Here is a 22,308-nt window from a genome sequence, read left to right on the forward strand (position 1 = left end):
CCCCACCTGCGCCGTACTGCCCGCCCTACAGCGGCTACACATTCCCTCAAAGGAAATTCGTAGCCATTGATCAGGCGTTTCGGCCGTCGCGTGTTTCGCTGCTCTTTCTCGCCCCCGCTGCACACGCATTCAAGGACTGAATTGCCTGATCCACGAAGGAGCTCTCCGTGGACAGACGTGCCGCCTCCCGTTTCCCCTCCCGCTTCTCGCACCTGTCCCTGGCCATCAGCCTGGGCGTCGGCGCCCTGGCCTTCGGCCTGACGAGCGAGCAGGCGCTGGCCGTCTGCAGCGCGGCCGGGTCCATCATTACCTGCAACGGCGCGGCCAACCCCCTGGCACCCAGTTACACCAACGGTGGCAGTGGCCTCACGGTCAACGTCAACCCGGGTGCCTCGCTGGGCACCCTGCTGGGCGTGGGCGGCACGTCCCTGTCGGTAGCCGGCAACAACAACACGCTGAACAACTCCGGCACCATCGACCCGACCTTGCTGGGGCTCTTGAGCATTCAGTCTTCCGCCGTGCTGATCGGTAACACCGGCACCGGCAGTACCCTCAACATCAACAACAACGCCACGGGCGTGATCAAGGGCACCGGCGCCTTGCTCGGCGCCAACCTGCTGAACCTCACGGGCATGGCGCTGGACGCGCGCAACGGGGCCGCGGGCACCACCACGATCAGCAACGCCGGCAGCATCGGCTCCTCGGCGCTGGCCAGCCTCACCCTGGTGAGCGAGGACACCCCGGTCATCGCCGTGACCGGCGGCAGCACGGTGAACTTCACCAACACCGGTACCATTCTCGGCCGGGCAGCGTTCGAGGCCTCCGCGGCGGGCAACACCTTCACCAACGCCGGGACCCTGACCGGCAGCCTGTCGATGGGCGCCAACAGCACCAACCGCTTCAATGCCATCACCGGCTCCAGTGTCAGTGCCGGGCTCGGGGTCGGCGTGGCCTTGCTGGTCACCAGCAACCCCAACCTTGCCTACGCGGCAGCCGGCAAGATCGATGGCGGTGCCGGCGGCACCAACACCCTGGCGCTGCGCAACGCCATCGGTGGCGGCAGTGGCACCAGCGGCAGCGGCACCATCAATGCCACCAACTACATCAACTTCAACCGCCTGATCGTCGACAGCGGCACCTGGAGCCTGATCGGCCAGGTGCTCAACGGCACCACCCAGACCACCCTCAACGATGGCCTGGTCAACTTCGACAACGCCAGTGCCTTCGGCAGCGGCGCCATCACCGTCAATGGCGGCGGGCTGGCGGGCACTGTCGGCGGCCTGAGTCTGGCCAACAACTTCACCCTCAATGCTGGCCTGAGCGTCGGCGGGGCCACCGACATGGCCCTCAATGGCGTGGTCTCGGGTGTCGGCAGCCTGACCAAGACCGGTGCCGGCCTGCTCACCCTCGGCGGCACCAACACCTACAGTGGCGGCACCACCCTGGCCGCCGGTGGCCTCAACCTGACCAGCGCCGCGGCGCTCGGCAGCGGCGGCCTCACCGTCAGCGGTGCCGGCAGCCTGCAAGGCAGCGTGCCACTGGTGCTGAACAACAACGTGGCCTTGAACGCGGCGTTGACCTTGCCTGGCAGCAACGCCCTGACCCTGGGCGGCGTGCTCAGCGGCACCGGTTCGCTGGTCAAGAGCGGCAGCGGTGGCCTGACCCTGAACGGCGTCAACACCTACAGCGGCGGCACCACGCTCGCCAGCGGCACCCTCACGCTGGGCAATGCCAGCGCCCTGGGCAGCGGCGCGCTGGGGTTGACCGGCAACGGCACCCTGGACACCACGGCGACCATGACCCTGGCCAACGCCATCAACCTGGGCAGCAGCACCTTGACCTTGCCGGGCAACAACGCCCTGACGCTCAACGGCGTGATCGGCGGTACCGGCAGCCTGGTCAAGAACGGCGCCGCCGACCTGACCCTCAATGGCGTGAGCACCTTCAGCGGCGGCACCAGCCTGGGCGCGGGCAAGCTCACTGTCGGCGACAGCGCCGCGCTGGGCACAGGCGCCCTGGCGCTGACCGGCAACGCCAGCCTCGATGCCAGCACCGGCGTCAGCCTGGCCAACGCGATCAACCTCGGGGCCAACACCCTCAACCTGCTGGGCACCAGCGCCACCACCCTGGGTGGCGTGATCAGCGGTACCGGCGCGCTGATCAAGAACGGCGCCGGCGACCTGACCTTGAACGGCAACAGCACCTTCAGCGGCGGCCTGACGCTCAACACCGGCAAGCTCACCGTCGGCCACAGCAACGCCTTGGGCGGCGGCGCCCTGACTCTGGGCGGCAATGCCAGCCTCGATGCCAGCACCGCGGTCAACCTGGGGAATGCCATCAACCTGGGCGCCAACACCCTGAGCCTGCTGGGCACCAGCGCCACTACCCTGGGTGGCGTGATCAGCGGCACCGGCGCACTGGTGAAAAGCGGTAGCGCCGGCCTGACCCTCAATGGCAGCAACACCTTCAGTGGCGGCACCACCCTCAATGCGGGCATCCTGACCGTGGGCGACAACAATGCCCTGGGCACCGGGGCGCTCAGCCTGGGCGGCAATGCCAGCCTCGATGCGGGCGCGACGGTCAACCTGGGCAACGCCATCAACCTGGGTGGCAATACCCTGACCCTGCCCGGTAGCAATGCCGCTACCCTAGGCGGCGTGATCAGCGGTACCGGCGCATTGGTCAAGAACGGCGGCAGCAACCTGACCCTGACCGGCAGCAACACCTTCAGCGGCGGCCTCAACCTCAACGCCGGCACCCTGACCCTGGCCAGCGCGGCCGCCCTGGGGACTGGCGCATTGTCCGTCGGTGGCGCGTCGACCCTGGCCAACACCACGGCATTCACCCTGAACAACGGCGTCAACCTCGGCGCCAACCTGACCCTGGCCGGTGGCAACAACCTGGTCCTGGCCGGCAACCTCAGCGGCACCGGCGGGCTGACCAAGAACGGCAGCGCCAGCCTGACCCTGTCGGGCAGCAACACCCAGAGCGGCGCCACCAACCTCAACGCCGGCACCCTGGTAGTGGGCAGCGCCACCGCGCTGGGTACCGGGGCACTCAACGCCGCAGCGGGCACCACCCTCGACACCAGCCTCGCCGGGCTGAACATCGGCAACGCCCTGAACCTGGCCGGCAACCTCACCCTCGCCGGCAGCAACGACCTCACCCTGGGCGGCGTGATCGCGGGTGTCGGCGGCCTGATCAAGAACGGCAGCACCACACTGACCCTCACTGGCGCCAACACCCAGGTCGGCGCCACCAACCTCAATGCCGGCGCCATCGTGGTCGGCAGCAACACCGCGCTGGGCAGTGGCGCGCTCAATGCCGCCGCGGGCACCAGCCTGGACGCCAGCAGCGCGGTCAACCTCGGCAACGCCGTCAACCTGGCCGGCGCACTGACCATTGGCGGCAGCGCCAACCTCGGCCTCGGCGGCCTGGTCAGCGGCGCAGGCAGCCTGGTCAAGAACGGCAGCGCGACCCTGACCCTGTCCGGGCCCAACGCCTACCTGGGCGGCACCACCCTCAACGCCGGTGGCCTGGTGCTGGGCAACGCTGCCGCGCTGGGCGTGGGCAAGCTCACCGTGGCGGGCGCGGGCAGCCTGGACAGCACGGCGGCGCTGAGCGTCGGCAACGCCGTCACTCTCGATGCCGACCTCACCCTGGCCGGCAGCAACAACCTGAGCCTCAATGGTGTGATCGACGGTACTGGCCGGCTGATCAAGAACGGCGCCACCACGCTGACCCTCGGTGGCCTCAACAGCTATGCCGGTGGCACCTTGCTCAATGCCGGCGGCCTGGTGCTTGGCAATGGTAGCGCGCTCGGCACCGGCACCCTGACCGTGGCCGGCGCCGCAAGCCTGGACAACAGCGGCGCCATCAGTGTGGGCAACAACGTTGCGCTCAACGCCAACCTCACCGTGGGCGGCAGCAATGCGTTGGCCCTCGGCGGGGTGCTCAGCGGGGCAGGGCAGTTGGTCAAGAACGGCACCGCCACCCTGACCCTCAACGGCGTCAACACCTACGCCGGTGGCACCACCCTCAATGCCGGTGGCGTGGTCGTCGGCAACGGCAGCGCCCTGGGCAATGGCGCGTTGAACGTGACCGGGGCAGCAAGCCTCGACAACAGTGCCGTGCTGACCCTGGCCAACGACATCGGCCTGGGCGCCAACCTCACGGTGGGGGGCAGCAACGACCTCACCTTGAGCGGCGTCCTCAGCGGCACGGGCGGCCTGATCAAGAACGGCCTGGCTGACCTGACCCTCACCGGCAACAACACCTTCAGTGGCGCCATCGACCTGCTCGGCGGCAGCCTCACCACCGTGGGCACTGGCGCGCTGGGCAACGCCTCGTCGCTCGCTGTCGGTGCCGGCGCCAGCCTCAACCTGGGTGCCAGCGCGGGGGTTGGCAGCCTCAGCGGCGCGGGTACGGTGAACGTGGCCGGTGGCGGCAACCTGACCGTGGGTGGCAACAACTCGAACAACGTCTTCAGCGGCGCCCTGGCCGGCACCGGCGGGCTGGTGAAGAACGGCACCGGCAGCCTGGAGCTGTCGGGCGTGAGCGTGCTGGCGGGCAACACCACGGTCAACGCTGGCCTGCTCAACGTCACCGGCTCCCTGGCCAGCGCCAACGTGCAGGTCAACAGCGGCGCCAGCCTGGGCGGTACCGGCAGCCTGCTCGGCGCCCTGGACATCGCCAACGGCGCGCACCTGCTGGCCAACAGCGGTGCGACCCTGGCCACCGGCGCCCTGACCCTGCACAGCGGCTCGATCCTCGATTTCGGCCTGGGTTCGCCGGCCTCCGGGGGCACCGCGCTGGTCAACGTCAACGGCAACCTGACCCTCGACGGTACCCTCAACGTCACCGATATCGGCGGCTTCGGCACCGGTATCTACCGGCTGTTCGACTACACCGGCGCCCTGGTCGACAACGGCGTGGTGATCGGCAGCGTGCCGGGCAGCGTGCTGCCGGGCGACTTGCAGGTACAGACCTCCATCGGCAGCCAGATCAACCTGCTGGTGGGCGGCGCCACCGGCACCGTGCAGTTCTGGGACGGCGGCCAGAACGTCCCCAACGGCGTGATCGACGGCGGCACGGGGACCTGGAACGGCGCCAACACCAACTGGACCGACGTCAACGGCGTGCTCAACACCACCTGGGCCAGCGACTTCGCGGTGTTCCAGGGCACCGCGGGCGATGTCACCGTGGTCGGCACCCAGGCCGCCACCGGCCTGCAGTTCGTCACCAACGGCTATCGCCTGATCGGCGCGGGTGGCCTGGACCTGGTCAACGCCAGCAACGGCGCCTTCAGCGTGCGCGTCGACCCGGGTGTCACCGCGACGGTGAACGTCGGTCTCTCGGGCAGCGGCCAACTGGCCAAGCTCGACATCGGTACCCTGGTGCTCAACGGTGCCAACAGCTACACCGGCGGTACGGTGTTCAACGGCGGCAGCATCGTCGTTGGCAACAACACCGCGTTCGGCACGGGCGCGGTCAGCGCCGCCGCCGGTACCAGCCTGGACAGCAACACCGCCGTCACCCTGGGCAATGCCTTTGCCCTGGGCGGCGCCTTGACCGTCGGTGGCAGTGCCGACCTGGGCCTGGCTGGCGTGGTTTCGGGTGCTGGCAGTGTGATCAAGGCCGGTGGCGCGAACCTCACGCTTGGCAATGCCAACACCTACAGCGGCGGCACCAGCCTCGGGGCCGGTATCCTGACCCTGGGCAATGCCCAGGCACTGGGTACGGGCGGCCTGACCGTGACGGGCGCCGCCAGCCTGGACACCAGCGCTAACGTGGCATTGGCCAATACCGTTGCCCTGAACGCCAACCTCAGCCTGCCGGGCAGCAACGACCTCACCCTCAATGGTGCGCTCAGTGGCACCGGCGGTTTGATCAAGGCCGGCGCCAGCACCCTGACCCTCAACGCCAGCAACAGCCAGCAGGGCAGCACCAGCCTCAACGGCGGCACCCTGGTGGTGGGCAGCAACACGGCGCTGGGCAGCGGCGCGCTGAACGCCGTAGGTGGCACCACCTTGAGCAGCAACGCCAACGTCACCTTGGCCAACCAGCTCAACCTGGCCGGCAACCTGACCATCGCCGGGGCGCAGAACTTGACCCTGGGCGGCAACGTCAACGGCGTCGGCGGCCTGACCAAGACCGGCAGCGGCACCCTGACCCTGAACGGCACCAACGGCAACCTGGGCAATACCAACCTCAATGCCGGCACCCTGGTGCTCGGCAGCGCCAGCGCCCTCGGTCTCGGCCAGCTCAACGCGGCGGCCGGCACCACACTGGACAGCAACACCGCGCTGAACATCGGCAACACCGTGAACCTGGGAGGCAACCTCACCCTTACCGGCAGCAACGACCTGGGCCTGGGTGGCCTGGTCACCGGCGCCGGCAGCCTGACCAAGAACGGCGCCAGCAACCTCACCCTCAGTGGCGCCAATACCCTGACCGGTGGCGTGACCCTCAACGCCGGCACCCTCACCCTGGGCAACAACCAGGCGCTGGGCACCGGCACCCTGACCGTCGGCGGCGCCAGCAACCTGGCCACCACCGGCGCCCTGACCCTGGCCAACCAGGTGGTGCTGAACGACACCTTGAGCCTGCTGGGCAACAACAACCTGGCGTTGAACGGTGTGATCAGCGGCACCGGTGGCCTGACCAAGGCCGGTAGCGGCAACCTGACCCTGGGCGCCGCCAACACCTACCAGGGCACCACCACCCTGGGGGGCGGTACCCTGACCTTGGGCAACAACACCGCCCTGGGTTCGGGGAGCCTGTCGGTGACCGGCAACAGCACCCTGGCGACCACCGGAGTCCTGCAGGTGGCCAACGCCATCGGCCTTGGCACCGGTACCACCCTCGGCGTCAACAACACCCAGACGCTGACCCTCGACGGGGTCATCAGTGGCGGCGGCAGCTTGAACAAACTGGGCAGCGGCCAACTGATCCTCAACGGCAACAACACCTACGGCGGTGGCACCTCGCTGCAGGCCGGCAGCCTGATGTTGGGCAATGCCGGCGCCCTGGGCAGCGGCGCGCTGACCGTCAACGGCGCCGCCACCCTCGATACCAGCCAGGCGCTGGCGCTGGCCAACGGCGTCAACCTGGCCGGTGGCAATCTCACCCTTGGTGGCAGCCAGGCGCTGACCCTCAATGGCGTGGTCAGCGGCAGCAACGGTCTGGTCAAGAACGGCACAGCCAGCCTGACCCTCAACGGCAGCAACACCTACAGCGGCGGCACCACGCTCAATGGCGGCACCCTGGTGGTCGGCAGCAACACCGCCCTGGGCACTGGCGCCCTCAGCACAGGCGCCAACACCAGCCTCGATGCCAGCGGCGCGGGCATCACCCTGGCCAACGCCGTGCACCTGGGTGGCACGCTCAACGTGCCGGGCAGCGCCAACCTCACCCTCAATGGCGTGCTCGATGGCGTCGGCGGCCTGAACAAATCGGGCGCTGCCACCCTGACCCTCAACGGCGCCAACAACTACCTGGGCGGCACCACCCTCGGTGCCGGCCAGCTCGTGGTCGGCAACGACAACGCGCTGGGGCAGGGCGCCCTGACTGTCGCCGGGGCCTCGACCCTGAGCGCCGGCAGCAACGTCACCCTGGCCAACAACGTCACTCTCAACGCCGGCCTGACGGTCGCAGGCGGCAACGACCTGACCCTCAACGGCGTGATCAACGGCACTGCAGGGTTGGTCAAGAACGGCAGCGGCAACCTGACCCTGAACGGCAACAACGGCTACCAGGGCGGCACCCAGCTCAATGCCGGGCGCCTCACTTTGGGCAGCAGCGGCGCCCTGGGCACCGGCACCCTGGCGGTCACCGCCGACGCCACCCTGGCCAACAGCGCGCCCATGGCCCTGGGCAACACCATCGCCCTGAGCAACGGCGCCAACCTGACCGTCGAAGCCGCCAACGCGCTGATCTTCAGCGGCGACCTGGGCGGCAGCGGCAACCTGGTCAAGACCGGCGTCGACGACCTCACCCTGGTCGGCGTCAAGACCTTCACCGGCAACGTCGATATCCAGGCCGGCTCCGTCACCACCCTGGGCAGCGGCGTGCTGGCCAACGTCGACACCCTCAACGTCGGCGCCAGCGGCCAGCTCAACCTCAACGGCAATGCCAGCCTCGGCAGCCTGATCGGCAGCGGCCAGGTCGATGTCGGTATCGGCAGCGTGCTGAGCCTGGGCAGCAACAACCTCAGCAGCACTTTCGCCGGCGGCCTCAACGGCCTGGGCGGCCTGACCAAGGTCGGTACCGGCACCCTGACCCTGACGGGCACCGGCAACCTGGCCGACAACACCCAGGTCAACGCCGGCACCCTGAAAGTCGACGGTACCCTGGGCAGCAACCTGCTGACCGTCGGCAGCGGCGCCACCCTGACCGGTGGCGGCACCGCCAATGCCACGGTGGTCATCAACAACGGCGGCCACCTGGCCGGGCAGAGCGGCAGCACCCTGGGCCTTGGCAGCCTGGTGCTCAACAGTGGCTCGATCGTCGACGTCGGCCTGGGCGCGCCGTCCACGGGCGGCACCGCGCTGTTCAACGTCGGCGGCAACCTGACCCTCGACGGCACCCTCAACGTCGGCAGCATCGGCGGCTTCGGCAACGGCGTGTACCGGATCTTCGACTACACCGGCTCGCTCACCGACAACGGCCTGGACTTCGGCAGCCTGCCGCTGGGCGTGGGCCTGGGCGATGTGAGCCTGCAGACCGTGCTGGCCAACCAGGTCAACCTGCTGGTCAGCGCATCGGGCCTGAACATCCAGTTCTGGGACGGCAGCCAGAGCGTGGCCAACGGCCAGGTCGATGGCGGCGCAGGCGTGTGGAACGCCGCCAACACCAACTGGACCGACCTCAACGGCGTGACCAACAGCACCTGGGGCAGCACCTTCGCGGTGTTCCAGGGCACGGCGGGCGACGTCACCGTCGATGGCAGCCAGACCGTCAACGGCATGCAGTTCGTCACCAACGGCTATCGCCTGCTGGCCGGCACGGGCGGGGTGCTCGACCTGATCAACGGCACTGGTGGCGACACCAGCGTGCGTGTCGATCCTGGCGTGACGGCCACCCTCGATGTCGGCCTGACCGGCGTCGGCAAGCTGAACAAGCTCGACACCGGCACCCTGGTGCTCAACGGCAGCAACAGCTACAGCGGCGGTACCACCCTCAGCGGCGGTACCCTGGTGCTGGGCAACAACAGCGCCCTGGGCAGCGGCACGCTCGACACCGCCGCAGGCACCACCCTCGACAGTAATGCGGCGGTGGCCATGGGCAACGCTGTCGTCCTGGGCGGCCCGCTGAACATCGCCGGCAGCAACAACCTCGCGCTCAACGGCGCCATCAGTGGTGCCGGTGGCCTGCTCAAGGCCGGCGCCGCGCGCCTGGCGCTGGGCGGCAACAACACCTTCGCCGGCAATACCGCGCTCAACGGCGGCACCCTGGTACTGGGTTCCAACACCGCGCTGGGCACCGGCAGCCTGAACGCCGCCAGCGGCACCAGCCTCGACAGCAGCCAGGCCGTTACCCTGGCCAACAACGTCAACCTGGCTGGCCCGCTTACGGTGCTGGGCAGCAACGACCTGACCCTCGGCGGCACCGTCGCGGGTACAGGGCGCCTGCTCAAGGCCGGCGCCGCGCGCTTTGCGCTGATGGGCGCCAACACCTACAGCGGCGGCACCGACCTGCAATCCGGCACCCTGGTGGTCGGCAACAACGCCGCCCTGGGTACCGGCGGCCTGGACGTTACCGGCAACGCCAACCTCGACAGCGCCAGCGCCGTCAGCCTGGCCAACCCGGTGAATGTCAGCGGCATCCTCAACGTGCTGGGCAGCAACGACCTGCAACTGGATGGCGTGCTCAGCGGTGGCGGCACGCTCAATAAAAGCGGCCTGGCCGACCTGACCCTGTCGGGCAACAACACCTTCAGCGGCGTGCTCAACATCCTCTCCGGCAGCCTGAGCACCATCGGCACCACCGCCCTGGGCACCCAGAGCGCGCTGAATGTCAGCACCGGGGCCAATCTCAACCTCGACGGCAACACCAGCCTCGGTGATATCGGCGGCACCGGCGCGATCCAGATCGCCACCGGCAACAGCCTGAACGTCGAAGGCGGGGTGTTCGATGGCACTATCGCGGGCACTGGCACCCTGAACAAACTGGGCACCGGCACCCTGTCACTGAGCGGCAGCAACAGCCACACCGGCAACACCAACGTGCAGGCTGGCCGGTTGCGGGTGAACGGCTCGTTGGCCAGCAGCGCGGTCAACGTCGCCAGCGGTGCCATCCTGTCCGGCGCCGGTAGCCTCGGTGGCGCGGTGACCGTGGCCAGCGGCGGTGCCCTGGCGGCCACCAGCGGTGCCACCCTCAGTGCGGGCAACCTGGTCCTGGATAACGGCTCCAGCTTCAACGCCGCCCTCGGTGCGCCTGTCGGAGGCGGCGCCGCGTTGGTCGACGTGGCGAACAACCTGACCCTGGGCGGCACCCTCAACGTCAGCGACATCGGCGGTTTCGGCGCCGGGGTGTACCGCCTGTTCGCCTATGGCGGGAGCCTGGTCAACAACGGCCTGGCCATCGGCAGCGCACCTGTGCCGGTCACCGACCTGACCGTGCAGACGGCGGTCGCCAACCAGGTCAACCTGGTGGTCGGCGGGGCCAGCAACGTGTTGTTCTGGGACGGCAGCCAAAGCGTCGCCAATGGCCTGATCGACGGCGGCAGCGGCACCTGGAACGCGGTCAACAGCAACTGGACCGACGCCAACGGCGTGCTCAACCAAACCTGGAACGACACCTTTGCCGTGTTCCAGGGCGCCCCGGGTACCGTCACCGTAGATGGCAGCCACACCATCACCGGCTTGCAATTCAGCACTGATGGCTATGTGCTCAATGCCGGTGCCGCAGGTGAGCTGCTGGGTAACGGCGCCACCAACCTGCGGGTCGACACGGGTGTTACCGCCACCCTCAACGTCGCCCTCAACGGTACTGGCAGCCTCGCCAAGCAGGATGCCGGCACCCTGGTGCTCAACGTCGCCAACGGCTACAGCGGCGGCACCGCGCTCAACGGCGGCACCCTGGTGGTAGGCAGCGACAGCGCGCTGGGCAGCGGTACCCTGACTGCCGCGGCCGGCACCACACTGGACAGCAACAAGGCGGTCACCCTGGCCAACGCCGCTGTGCTCAATGGCGCCCTCGCCATTGGTGGCAGCAACGCCCTGACCCTCAACGGTGCCATCAGCGGCACGGGCAGCCTGGTCAAGAACGGCACCAGCCAGCTGACCCTGGGCGGCGCCAACAGCTACACCGGCGGCACCCAGATCAACGCCGGCAGCGTGGTGGGCAACAGCACCAGCCTGCAGGGCGCCATCCTCAACAACGCCGCGCTGACCTTCGAACAGAACGCCAACGGCAGCTACACCGGCAACCTCACCGGCAATGGCACCCTGACCAAGAACGGCAGCGGCGAACTGCTGCTGACCGGCGTCAACGGCTTCACCGGTGCCACCACCGTCAACGCCGGCAGCCTGCTGGTCAACGGCCGCCTCGACAGCGCCACCGTGCAGGTCGCCACCGGCGCCCGCCTGGGCGGCAGCGGCACCTACGGCGGTACCGTGCAGATTGCCGACGGCGCCACCCTGGCCGCAGGCCAAAGCGCCACGCCGCTGACCGTGGGCAACCTCAACCTGAGCTCGGGCAGCGCGCTGGACTTCAGCCTCGGTGCCCCGGCCGCGTCCACCACCGTGGTCAAGGTCAACGGCAACCTGGTACTCGACGGCACGCTGAATATCACCAATCTCGGTGGCTTTGGCACCGGCGTCTACCAGCTGTTCAGCTACAGCGGCAGCCTCACCGACAACGGCCTGGTGTTCGGCGCCATCCCCGGCGGCGTGGCCCTGGCCGATCTCGGCCTGCAAACCGCCATCGCCAACCAGCTCAACCTGGTGGTGCAGAACTACGGTGAAGAGCTGCAGTTCTGGAACGGCGGCAAGACCAACCCCGATGGCAGCATCGGTGGCGGCAGTGGCACCTGGGGCCCGAACACCAACTGGACCAATGCGTCCGGCACTACCTCCACCGGCTGGAGCGGCCAGTACGCCGTGTTCGGCGGTGCGCCGGGCACCGTCACCGTGGTCGGCAACCAGTCGTTCTCCGGCATGCAGTTCCTCAGCGATGGCTACCAGGTGGTCCCGGGCGCGGGCGGCAGCCTGACACCGGTCAACGAGGCTGATGGTGGCCTGGCGCCGGCGCGGGTCAATGCCGGCGCCACCGCCGTGGTCAGCGCGCCATTGGTCGGTACCGGCGGCATCGAGAAACTCGACGCCGGCACCCTGGTGCTCAGTGGCGCCAACACCTACAGCGGCGGTACCACCGTCAGCGGCGGCACCCTGGTGGGCAACACCACCAGCCTGCAGGGCAACATCCTCAACAACGCCAGCCTGGTGTTCCAGCAGTCGGCCAACGGTACTTTCAATGGCACCCTGAGCGGCACTGGCACCACCACCAAGCAAGGGGCCGGTACGCTGCTGCTGATTGGCAACCAGCCCACCACCGGCGCGTTCAACGTCAACCAGGGCGTGCTCCAGGTCGGCGACGCGGCCCACCCGGGTACCACCCTCGGCGCCCAGGTGACCGTGGCCAACGGTGCCGCGCTGAGCGGCAACGGTACTGTCGGCGGGCTGGTCAACAACGGCACGGTGATGCCTGGGCCTGGTGGCAACCTTAACGTGACCGGCAACTTCACCAACGGCCCCAGCGGCACCCTGGTGATCGACCTTGGCGTCGAACCGGTGAACTACCTGAATGTGGGCGGCACCGCCAACCTGGGCGGCAGCCTGCAGGTGCTGAACGTCGACGATGACGATGGGGTGTATACCGTGGTCAACGCGGCCGGTGGCATCAATGGCACCTTCGCCGGCACCAACCTGAGCAACTCGGCGTTCCTCAACAGCGTGCTGGCCTATGGCACCAACCAGGTGACCCTGTCGGTCAGCCGCAACGGCACTTCGTTTGCCGACGTCGCCGCTTCCGGCAACCAGCGTGGTGTCGCCACCGCCCTGGAAAGCACCGGGGCCCCGGCGGCGCTGCGCAACACCATCGTGACCATGGACCGCGACTCGGCGCGCAATGCCTTCGACAGCCTGTCCGGCGAGATCCACGCCAGCACCGCGACCGTGCTGATCGAGGACTCGCGCTACATCCGCGACGCGGTCAACGACCGCCTGCGCCAGGCCGACTGCACCCGTGAGAACGACCCACGGCGCACCCTGGCGCCCACCGCCAACCAACAGCTCACCAGTGAAGGCTGCCAGGGCCAGGCCGTGGGCTGGATCCGCGCCATCGGCGGCTGGGGGGACTACGACGGCAACAGCAACCATGCCAGCGTCGACCGCGACCTGTCGGGCTTCATGCTCGGTGTGGACCGTGCGCTGGATGATGAATGGAAGGTCGGTGTCGCTGCGGGCTACACCCGCTCCAGCATCGACGCCCACCGCCGCCGCTCGGACGCTACCGTCGACAGCTACCACCTGACCACCTACCTGGGTTACCAGCTGGACGCCTTCGCTGCACGCCTGGGCGTGGCTTACGCCTGGCACGACATCGACACCAAGCGCGATGTCGCGGTGGGCAGCTACGACGACCAGCTCAAGGCCAAGTACAAGGCGCGCAGCGCCCAGGTGTTCGGCGAGGTGGGGTATGCCATCGATGCCGGTGGTATCGCCCTGGAGCCGTTCGCTGGGTTGGCCTACGTCAATTACGACAGCGACACCGCCCATGAGAAGGGCGGGGCAGGGCGGTTGGAGGGCAAGGTCGATCAGGACGTGACCTATTCCACCCTCGGTGTGCGGGCGGGCAAGCACATCAAGCTCGACAGCGGCGGCACCATCACGCCACGGGTGTCTGTGGGCTGGCGCCATGCCTTTGGGGATGACAAGCCGGATGCCGACCTGCGCTTTATCGATGGGGGTTCCGGGTTCAGCACCGAGGGTGTGCCGATTGCCAAGGATGCGGCGGTGGTCGAGGCCGGGCTGGACTTGAGCGTCGGGGCCAGTGGCAAGCTGGGGGTTGGGTATTCCGGGCAGTTGTCCAACGAGAACCGCGACCATGGGGTGGTGGTGAGCTTCAGCATGGGGTTCTGAAGTAGAGCGCCGGGGCCGCAGCGCGGCCCTTTCGCGGCACAAGGCCGCTCCTACAGGGAGATCGCATTCCCTCTGTAGGAGCGGCCTTGTGCCGCGAAAGGGGCGCAAAGCGCCCCCGGCTTCCTGACGCCGTCAGACATTTCCGAATCTGAAACAAAATCCTTCAGCCGGTCAGCGCTTGGGACCTATCCTACGCGCCTGCCGGAAGGCTCCGAATTGGCTGGAAATTACTCCGAGGGTAACGTCGTCGGGTCGTCAAATTTGGCGACCGGGTGTGAGAAGCCCGCAACGTGGTACACAGTCATGGCTTTGCTTTCATGGCAGCCGTGCGTGGGCGGACTTTGGTCCGACCGCGTTTCTGTGTCCGCGGACTTCTCACCTCGCGCACGGCTGCCACCCACATCTGTGAGAAGGATTCGGGCGGTGTTTTCTTGGTTTTGACACAGAGAACACAGATGAAAAAGCATGTACCTGACCCACCTTACCCAATCCCCTTTGTCACCATCATTAGCGACCTCCCTCCCGAGGAAGCCGTGGCCCACGCCAACAAGCTGATGCACACCCTCAGCGACACCATCCACGCCTACACCCACTGCCCACGCGATGAACGCCTGGACGTGCTGATGGACAGCGCCGAAATCCTCGCTCAACTGGTCATCGCGTTGGTCCGCCACGCCCGGGCCAAGGGGGCGCCGGTATGAGCGACGACTTCAAGCCCGGCTCGACCCAGGGCACGACCACCTGCCTCGAGATCTTCCGTATCCAGCCCGGCATCCCTTTTGACCACGCCTTCAGCGACCTGTCGATGCTGCTCGGCTGCGTGGCGCATTTCACCACCGAGGCCGAGATGGAAGGTGACCTCATGGCCAGCAGCGCCGCGCGGATTTTCAGCGGGCTGGCCAAGGGGCTGATCGATGATATGGAGTTGGGGCTGAGCAAGGGCAAGTAAGCGCATCCCTTATCGAGACTGCCGGGCAGTCTCGATAAGGCAAGGTCAATAAGGGCTGATCAGGATGGCTAGGAGTGTGACCAAGGCGATAGGCGCGAAGAGCACCATCAACACGAGTATCAGGTGAATGAAGGCTTCCATGGTTTATCGTTGCGTGCCTCCGAAAAATGCCCAGCTGTGGAAAAACACCATGAAGAAACAGAAGACCAACGAGGCGGGCCAAAGCCACTCGTACAGCTCTGTGATGTCAAACACCAGTAGGAACTGCCGGTGGAGCGCCATGTCGAGATACAGTGCGCCGATCTGGGTGTTGTAGAGATAGCTGGTAATGGCACCCGCCCAGAAAAAACCTCTCTGTGCCAGGTAACGCCTGAGCATTATTGAAATGACAATGTCCACCGTGACGAACGCGGTGAGGGCAACCGCCATTTCAGAAAATATTCCAGGATCAAGTGATGCCATAAGGGTTAGTCCTGCCCGTCGAACGACAAGATCCTAAGCCATGGTCTGCTTCGCGTATGCCGGACCGGTCCGATGCCCCGCTCGGACGTTGCCTAGTGGGAAGTCTCTCCATGCCTACACGTGGGTGTGTGACATAAACATTTTCAGGTACCAGGCTTTTCAAGGTGTTGGGCGTTAGCGTTGCAGCGTCTATGAGATCGAGCGCCGCCCGCGCGGAGCATCGCGGATGAATCCGCTCCTACAGATAGCGTGCGTAACTGTAGGAGCCAGCTTTGCTGGCGAACACCGGCAAGGCCGGTGCCAGACACCGCAGCGCCTGCTTCGCGGATGAATCCGCTCCTACAGGTAGCGCGCACAACCGTAGGAGCCAGCTTTGCTGGCGAACACCGGCAAGGCCGGTGCCAGGCACCGCGGCGCCTGCTTCGCGGGTAAACCCGTTCCCACAGGTACCGCGCGCAACCGTAGGAGCCAGCTTTGCTGGCGAACACCGGCAACGCCGGTGCCAGACAGCGCGGCGCCTGCTTCGCGGATGAATCCGCTCCTACAGGTACCGCGTTCAACCGTAGATGCCAGCCGGCACGAGAGTGGGCCAGCCGCCCAACTTCAAGCACGTCAAGCCCCTACTGACGGCGAACTTTTCTTCACATAGCCAAATGGATGAAGTGCAAAGGTGAATTTCAGGCCCTTTGGATTCATTCAATCAGCAGAACTGTCATTGCCCTTGGGCTTCAAATGCATACCTTGCGCGAGACCTTTCTTTTCAAGCGCTCTAGTACGGCGCTTTTGCGGGCATAGAAATATTCAAATTTAGTTACATCTCTGAAACAAACTGAAATATAGAAAACAGTTTAAACGTGTGTGTCTTTGTAAATTCATATTTGTATTATTTTGATACAAATGCTGGATCGACAAAAAAATCCCCCGGCCATTTACTTGCCCCCGACTTCGGCGTGCACCAAGTGACTAGTGAGAAAGTTGCGCGGACACCCCGCACGCCCGAATAAGTCCGTAGTTGAACACCCGACTTTTACGAATAAAGTCGGCGCCTTGCGCTTAACACTTTCAGACGTATCCGCCTTGTTGCGGGTCGCCAGGCATGCTTGCCAAAAATAGAGGGCGTATGTGCCGTCTTAGAGGGTGGGCGTGGTGTAAGTAGCGAGTCTGCTAGTTGTTAACGTCAAACTTTGATAAGGAATATCAGGCATGACGCAACTCCCCATCCAAGGTGTCCTTCCGGTCGCCATCCTGCCTTACAACAACGACCTCTCCCTGGATACCTCGGCCCTGCGCCTGCAGGTCGAACACATCCTGCACACCGGCTGCGACGGCGTGGTCATCGGGCAGATTTCCGAGGTCTCGCGGCTGACCACCACCGAACGCTTCCGCGTGGCCGAACTGATCGCCGAACAGACCGGCGACAAGGGCCTGGCCATCATGAGCACCGGTGGCGAGAGCATCGCCCAGGCCATCGAATATTCGCGCCAGGCCGAGCAGGCCGGCTGCGATGCGCTGCTGGTGATGCACCCGTCGATGTGGGCGCTCGATGACGAGCAGATGTACACCTACTTCGCCAATGTCGTCGAAAGCGTGCAGATACCGGTGCTGGTGCACCACGCCAAGTCGCTGGCCAAGCGGCCGCTGTCGATCGACGTGCAGGCCCGCCTGCTCAAGGCGTTCGGCCCGCAGAAGGTGCAGTTCAAGCCCGAGTCCGCGCCCACCGCGCCCAAGGTTTCGCTGCTGCGCGACGCCACCGGCGGCCAGGCGCGGATCTTCGAGGGCGACGGCGGCATGATGCTGGTCGATACCTACCAGCGCGGCCTGGCGGGGGTGATCCCGGCCACCGAGATCGCCGAGATCACCGTGGCCCTGTGGCGCGCACTACAGGCCGGCGACGAGCGCACCGCCCGGGCCATCGCCTACCCGCTGTCCTACCTGATGTGCCACATGATGGCGAGTATCGACTGTTACTTGCAGTTGTCGAAACACCTGCTTAAACGCCGCCGCTTGATGAGCAATACCTTGATCCGCCCACCCGTGGATTTCACCATGGATGTGGAAACCCTGAATGAAGTTGAAAAAGTCTACGACCAACTTTTCGAATTCGTGACCCAGTAATAAGGAAGTTACTCATGAAACGTATTGGTTTCTCCATTGAATTGACCAGCCTCGAAGCCGCCGAACTGTATAAAGCCATGCACCGTGATGTTCCCGTGCAAATTTCCGGTGAACACGGCGTACTGCGTGAAATCGGTTTGCAGCGTATGTCGATCTACTTGTTGCCGCCACGCACGTTGTTCATGCAAGTCGAAGCCCACGATCAGTTCGACCCGCTGCGCGACTTTACCCACGCCTTGTCGGTACACCCGGTGATCCAGGCCTGGGACGACCGCATGCACGGTGACGACAACCCGCTGCTCAAACGCATCGAAGGTAACCGCACCGACCTCAACTGGTGGCGCCTGGAGCAGGTGTACGACTGGACACTTGAAACGGCGGGCCAGCAAAAATGACCGGGCAAACACAGTCATTCGTGTTGATGGATTGCACCTTCCGTGATGGCGGGTTCCAGACCGACTGGCGGTTTTCCGATGCCATGGTCGGGCGCTATTTCGGTATGTGCCAGGCCACCGGCGTGGACATTGTCGAGATGGGCTACCTGAACCTGGACCCCGCCGCTGGGGTCAGCCACCTCGGGTCGTTCAAGGCATTGCCCGAGTCGCTCAGCGACGTGCAGCGCCAACAGGTCGACCTGGGGCCGATGCGCGCGGCGGTGATGATCGATGCCTGGCGCATCCTCGATCAGCCGGCGCAGGCTGCCGCCGAGGTGATCATGGCGGCGATCCGGCGTTCGCCGTTCCCCATCGCCATCCTGCGCATCGCGGCCATGAGCAGCCAGCTCGCGGGCAGCCTGGCGCTGGCCAAGGCGCTGGCAGGGCAGGAGCTGGCGGTGATGATCAACCTGATGCAGGCCGCCGAGCTGACGCCGGAGCAACTGGCCCAGGACCTGCCTGCGCTGGCCGTCGAGCCGGTCACGGCGCTGTATTTCGCCGACAGCTTCGGGCGCATGCTGCCGGAGCAGGTCCATCGCCTGTTCAGCCGGGCGCGCGAGCTGACCCCGTTGCCGCTGGGCTTCCATGCCCACGACAACTATGGCCTGGCGGTGGCCAACACCCAGGCAGCGCTGGATGCCGGCGCCCGCCATGCCGACGGCACATTCGCCGGGATCGGGCGGGGGGCCGGCAACGCGCCGACCGAAACCCTCGGCCTGCTCAAATCGGGGACGCGGGAAATGGCTGAGTGCGAGGCGTTCCTGGCGGAGCACATCGAACCGCTCAGGCTCACGGCGAACTGGGGTTACTCGCCCACCTACCGCAGCCAGGCCAGGCACAACGTGCATCCGACCTACGCCCAGCGGTTGTTCGAAGGCACGCCGCTGACCGGCCTTGAGCGTATCGACATCCTCGGCAAGATCGCCGGGCATGCCGGGGCGCACAAGTTCGACGCGGGCATTCTCAGCCACTACCGGTGAACGAACATGGTCAAGCTCGGTGAACTGCTGGCGGACTGCAAATTGGTGTTCTTCGACTGCGACGGTGTGCTGCTCGACTCCAACGGGGTGAAGCTGGCCGCGGTCGATCACGCCCTGGCCGCCTACCCGGCGGTGCTGCGCGAGCGTTGCAAGGAGAGCTTCCGGCTCAATTTCGGCCGCCCGCGGCGCTGGCACTTCGAGGCCTTCCAGCGCTTGGTCGGGGTGGCCCAGGAGGAGGACTTCGTGGCGGCCAGCATCGACCGCTACGAGCAGTACCTGCAAGCGCACTATCGGCATTCGCCGGCAGTGGCCGGTGCACCACATCTGCTAGCGCGGCTGGCGGCCCGTGGGGTCATCTGCACGGTGGTCAGCGGCGGCGTGGAGGCGGAGATCAATGCCGCGCTGGCCGAGTGCGGGATGGACCGGCTGCTGGCACGGGTGGTGGGTTCGCCGGTGACCAAGATCGCGGCCATCAATGCGCTGCTCGAGCAGTATGACTGCAGCGCCGCGCAAGCCGTGTTCCTCGGCGATGCCAGCGCCGACGCCGAAGCCGCCATCGCCTGCAAGGTGCCGTTCATCTTCGTCAGCGGGCATGCGCTGATCGCCCGCTCGGCCCTCAGCGCGAGCTGGCCGGAGGGCCACTGGGGTGGCGAGGTGCCCAACCTGCTGGCGGACAACGCTGTATCGCGCTTTTGCGTGAGCAACCAGACGATCAAGGAGGAATCATGAACACAACCACGCAGCGGCCGCTGCGCATCGCCATCACCGGTGTGAGCCGTGGCCTGGGGCTGGCCTTGAGCCAGGCGCTGGCCGCCCGCGGCCACCAGGTGTTCGGCTGCCAGCTGTCGGCCGACGCCGCGCCGGCGGCCCAGGCCAACCCGGCGCTGTTCAGCGCCTCGGTGGCGGTGCCCGAGGACATGCGGCGCTTCGCCGAGGCGGCAGGCCGCGAGGGGGCGATGGATATCGTGGTGTGCAACGCCGGGGTGATCAATGCGCGCAAGCCGGCCTGGGAAATCAGCCAGGAAGAATGGGCGCAGGTGATGGAGGTCAATGTGCTGGGCGTGGTCAACACGCTGCACGCCTTCCTGCCGGCGATGCTCGACCGTGGCCAGGGCCTGTTCGTTGCCATCAGCTCCGGCTGGGGGCGCTCGGCGTCCTGGGGGCTTGGCCCGTACTGCGCCAGCAAATTCGCGGTGGAGGGGCTGATCGGCTCGCTCAGCGCCGACCTGCCGGAGGGCTTGCATGCGGTGGCGCTGGACCCGGGCAATGGGGTGAACACCAAGATGCTCGCCCAGTGCCTGCCAGATGACCATACGCAGTACATCGCCCCAGGACTGTGGGCCGAGCATGCGGCGGACTACATCGTTGACCAGCTCCATGGGCAAAAGCTCTCGGGCAGCCGCACGGTGCCGCACCCCGGCTGTTGACGGATTTCATGACAGGGAAGCAGACAATGCTGAAGAACAAACGTGTAGTGGTCACCGGCGGTGGCCGTGATTTCGGCCAGGCGGTTTCGGTCTGGCTGGCCCGCGAGGGCGCCCATGTGGACCTGTGTGCGCGCCAGCTGGACAGCGCCCGGGCCACCTGCGAGATCATCCAGGGCGAAGGCGGCTCGGCCCGTGCCTATGCCTGCGACATCGCCGACGCCCGCTCGGTGCGTGCGTTCGCCGAGCAGTTGCAGGCCGACGAGCGGCCGGTGGATATCCTGGTGCTCAGTGCCGCGCAATGGCTCGAAGGGCCGCTGGGCGAGGGTGACAGCGATGAAGAGATCGTCAGCACCATCAATTCCGGGCTGACCGGCTCGATCACCCTGACCCGGGCCCTGCTGCCCAGCCTGCGCCGCTCCGGCGCGGCGGACATCATGGCGATGGTCTCGGTGTGCGGCGTGCCGCAGTTTACCAACTCCATCGCCCACCCGGCGTTCTTCGCGGCCAAGCATGGCATGAGCGGCTTCTGCCAGAACATGACCCATCACCTGGCGGCGGAAGGCATCCGGGTCACCGGTTTCTACCCGCCCGATTTCGAGGTGACCAGCCTCGATGAAACCGTCGACCCGGCAGGCCGGTTGCTCAACGGGCGCTCCATCTGGGAAACCATGCGCTTCGTGCTCGCCCAGCCACGCAGCTGCCATATCGACGCGGTGCATTTCCGTGGCCCGACCCGGCAGGACTTGACGTGATGCGTGCGGCCAACGCCCAGGCGCCAGCGGCGTATCAGTTGGCGGCCGATGACCAGCAACTGCGCCAAGTCATGGCCGCCAACATCGCCGCGGGCTACTTCAGCGCCGATTGCGATCCGGCGGTGTTCTACGACAAATGCGCGCAGCATCGCGCTGTCAGCCAGATCGATCCAGGCCTGGCTTTCAGTGGGCAGTCGCTGATGTCGTTGGACGCATTGCCGGGCGATGCCGGGCGGACCTGGGTGGTGCGCCCGTCGATCTCGCCAGCCTCGCGAGGCTCGGCATTGCTGCTTGGGCTCGGTGGCATCGATGCGCCGGCGCTGGCGGGGGCGATGCAGGGCGTATCGGGGCCGTTCCTGCTGCATGAGCACGAGCCGGGCGAGCCGCTGTTCATCAATGGCGTGTTCGCCCAGGGCCAGTTCATCGTCAGCGATGCCTGGCACTGCTACACCCTGGACCTGGAGGGCCGCAGGATTCTCACCGCCGTCACCAGCCTGCCCACGTCCCGGCTGCCCGACGGGCTGGTGCCACGGCTGGCTGCCGTGGCCAGTGGGCTGGGCATGCTGCACGGCCCGCTGCATGCCGAAGTGGTGGTCACCCAGCACGGGCCGCGCCTGGTCAAGCTGTCGCCGCGCCTGGCCAGCACGCCGCTGCCCGAGCTGTGCCGGTTGGGGGGTTGGCCTTCCCAGGAGGACAGCTGGCGCCAGTTGCCGCGCATCGGCGCTGGCGCTGAGCAGCCCGTGGCGGACTACTCCTTCGTGGTGACCCGCCCGGGGCGTGTCAAAGCGTTTCGCTTCGACCGTGAGGTACGTGGCCTGGCCAGTTTCAGCCACTACTTCGTCGCGCCGCCGCTGGGCGAGTACATGGCGATGACCACCGATGGCACCACCTACGGGTGCACCGTGTTCCTGCGTCATCGCAGCCTGGCGGTGCTGGAGGAGGACATCGCCCGGCTGCAGGCGCTCAACCTGGCCGACGCGTTCGAGTTCGACTAGCCCACAGGCACTTTGCAACACCCAAACCGGACCGCCCGGGGCCGTCATCG

At 66.6% G+C, this 22,308-nt stretch carries 11 protein-coding genes; 10 read left to right on the plus strand and 1 reads right to left on the minus strand.

Annotated features, from left to right (window positions below; translation table 11 throughout):
* Positions 1-167: 167 nt before the first annotated feature.
* From PSEEN_RS04495 to PSEEN_RS04505, 3 genes are all read left to right on the plus strand, one after another.
* The gene (locus tag PSEEN_RS04495) at positions 168-14,144 is read left to right on the plus strand and encodes an autotransporter-associated beta strand repeat-containing protein (protein WP_011532299.1); all 13,977 of its coding nucleotides are present in this window, start codon (positions 168-170) and stop codon (positions 14,142-14,144) included.
* A gap of 533 nt (positions 14,145-14,677) precedes the next feature.
* Positions 14,678-14,845 carry a hypothetical protein gene (locus tag PSEEN_RS04500; RefSeq protein WP_158020227.1) on the plus strand — a complete coding sequence of 56 codons (168 nt, stop codon included), beginning with the start codon at positions 14,678-14,680 and terminating at the stop codon, positions 14,843-14,845.
* Positions 14,842-15,093: a DUF3077 domain-containing protein gene (locus PSEEN_RS04505; protein ID WP_011532300.1), complete on the plus strand. Its 252-nt coding sequence runs from the start codon at positions 14,842-14,844 to the stop codon at positions 15,091-15,093. Before PSEEN_RS04500 ends, PSEEN_RS04505 begins: the two co-directional genes overlap by 4 nt.
* Before the next feature lie 144 nt (positions 15,094-15,237).
* Here the strand turns inward: PSEEN_RS04505 and PSEEN_RS04510 are convergent, their stop codons facing one another.
* Positions 15,238-15,555, minus strand: coding sequence for a hypothetical protein (locus PSEEN_RS04510; protein WP_011532301.1), 318 nt, complete (start codon positions 15,553-15,555; stop codon positions 15,238-15,240).
* 1,203 nt (positions 15,556-16,758) lie between these two features.
* Between PSEEN_RS04510 and PSEEN_RS04515 the strand changes: the two genes are divergently transcribed.
* The 7 genes from PSEEN_RS04515 to PSEEN_RS04545 are packed head-to-tail and all read left to right on the plus strand — an operon-like array spanning position 16,759 to position 22,258.
* Positions 16,759-17,670, plus strand: a complete 912-nt coding sequence (locus PSEEN_RS04515) for a dihydrodipicolinate synthase family protein (protein ID WP_011532303.1) — start codon at positions 16,759-16,761, stop codon at positions 17,668-17,670.
* 14 nt (positions 17,671-17,684) lie between these two features.
* A complete protein-coding gene (locus PSEEN_RS04520; protein ID WP_011532304.1) occupies positions 17,685-18,065 on the plus strand; it encodes an L-rhamnose mutarotase in 381 nt (126 codons plus the stop codon).
* The gene (locus PSEEN_RS04525) at positions 18,062-19,084 is read left to right on the plus strand and encodes a beta/alpha barrel domain-containing protein (RefSeq protein ID WP_011532305.1); all 1,023 of its coding nucleotides are present in this window, start codon (positions 18,062-18,064) and stop codon (positions 19,082-19,084) included. Before PSEEN_RS04520 ends, PSEEN_RS04525 begins: the two co-directional genes overlap by 4 nt.
* 6 nt (positions 19,085-19,090) lie before the next feature.
* Positions 19,091-19,813 (plus strand): HAD family hydrolase, encoded by a 723-nt coding sequence (locus PSEEN_RS04530; protein WP_011532306.1) that lies wholly within the window; start codon positions 19,091-19,093, stop codon positions 19,811-19,813.
* Positions 19,810-20,511 (plus strand): SDR family oxidoreductase, encoded by a 702-nt coding sequence (locus tag PSEEN_RS04535; RefSeq protein WP_011532307.1) that lies wholly within the window; start codon positions 19,810-19,812, stop codon positions 20,509-20,511. Before PSEEN_RS04530 ends, PSEEN_RS04535 begins: the two co-directional genes overlap by 4 nt.
* A gap of 26 nt (positions 20,512-20,537) precedes the next feature.
* Positions 20,538-21,263 carry an SDR family oxidoreductase gene (locus PSEEN_RS04540; RefSeq protein ID WP_011532308.1) on the plus strand — a complete coding sequence of 242 codons (726 nt, stop codon included), beginning with the start codon at positions 20,538-20,540 and terminating at the stop codon, positions 21,261-21,263.
* Positions 21,263-22,258 (plus strand): hypothetical protein, encoded by a 996-nt coding sequence (locus PSEEN_RS04545; protein ID WP_011532309.1) that lies wholly within the window; start codon positions 21,263-21,265, stop codon positions 22,256-22,258. The genes PSEEN_RS04540 and PSEEN_RS04545 overlap by 1 nt, the downstream gene beginning before the upstream one ends.
* Positions 22,259-22,308: the final 50 nt, after the last annotated feature.

The organism is Pseudomonas entomophila L48 (assembly GCF_000026105.1).
GTDB classification, from domain to species: Bacteria; Pseudomonadota; Gammaproteobacteria; order Pseudomonadales; family Pseudomonadaceae; genus Aquipseudomonas; species Aquipseudomonas entomophila.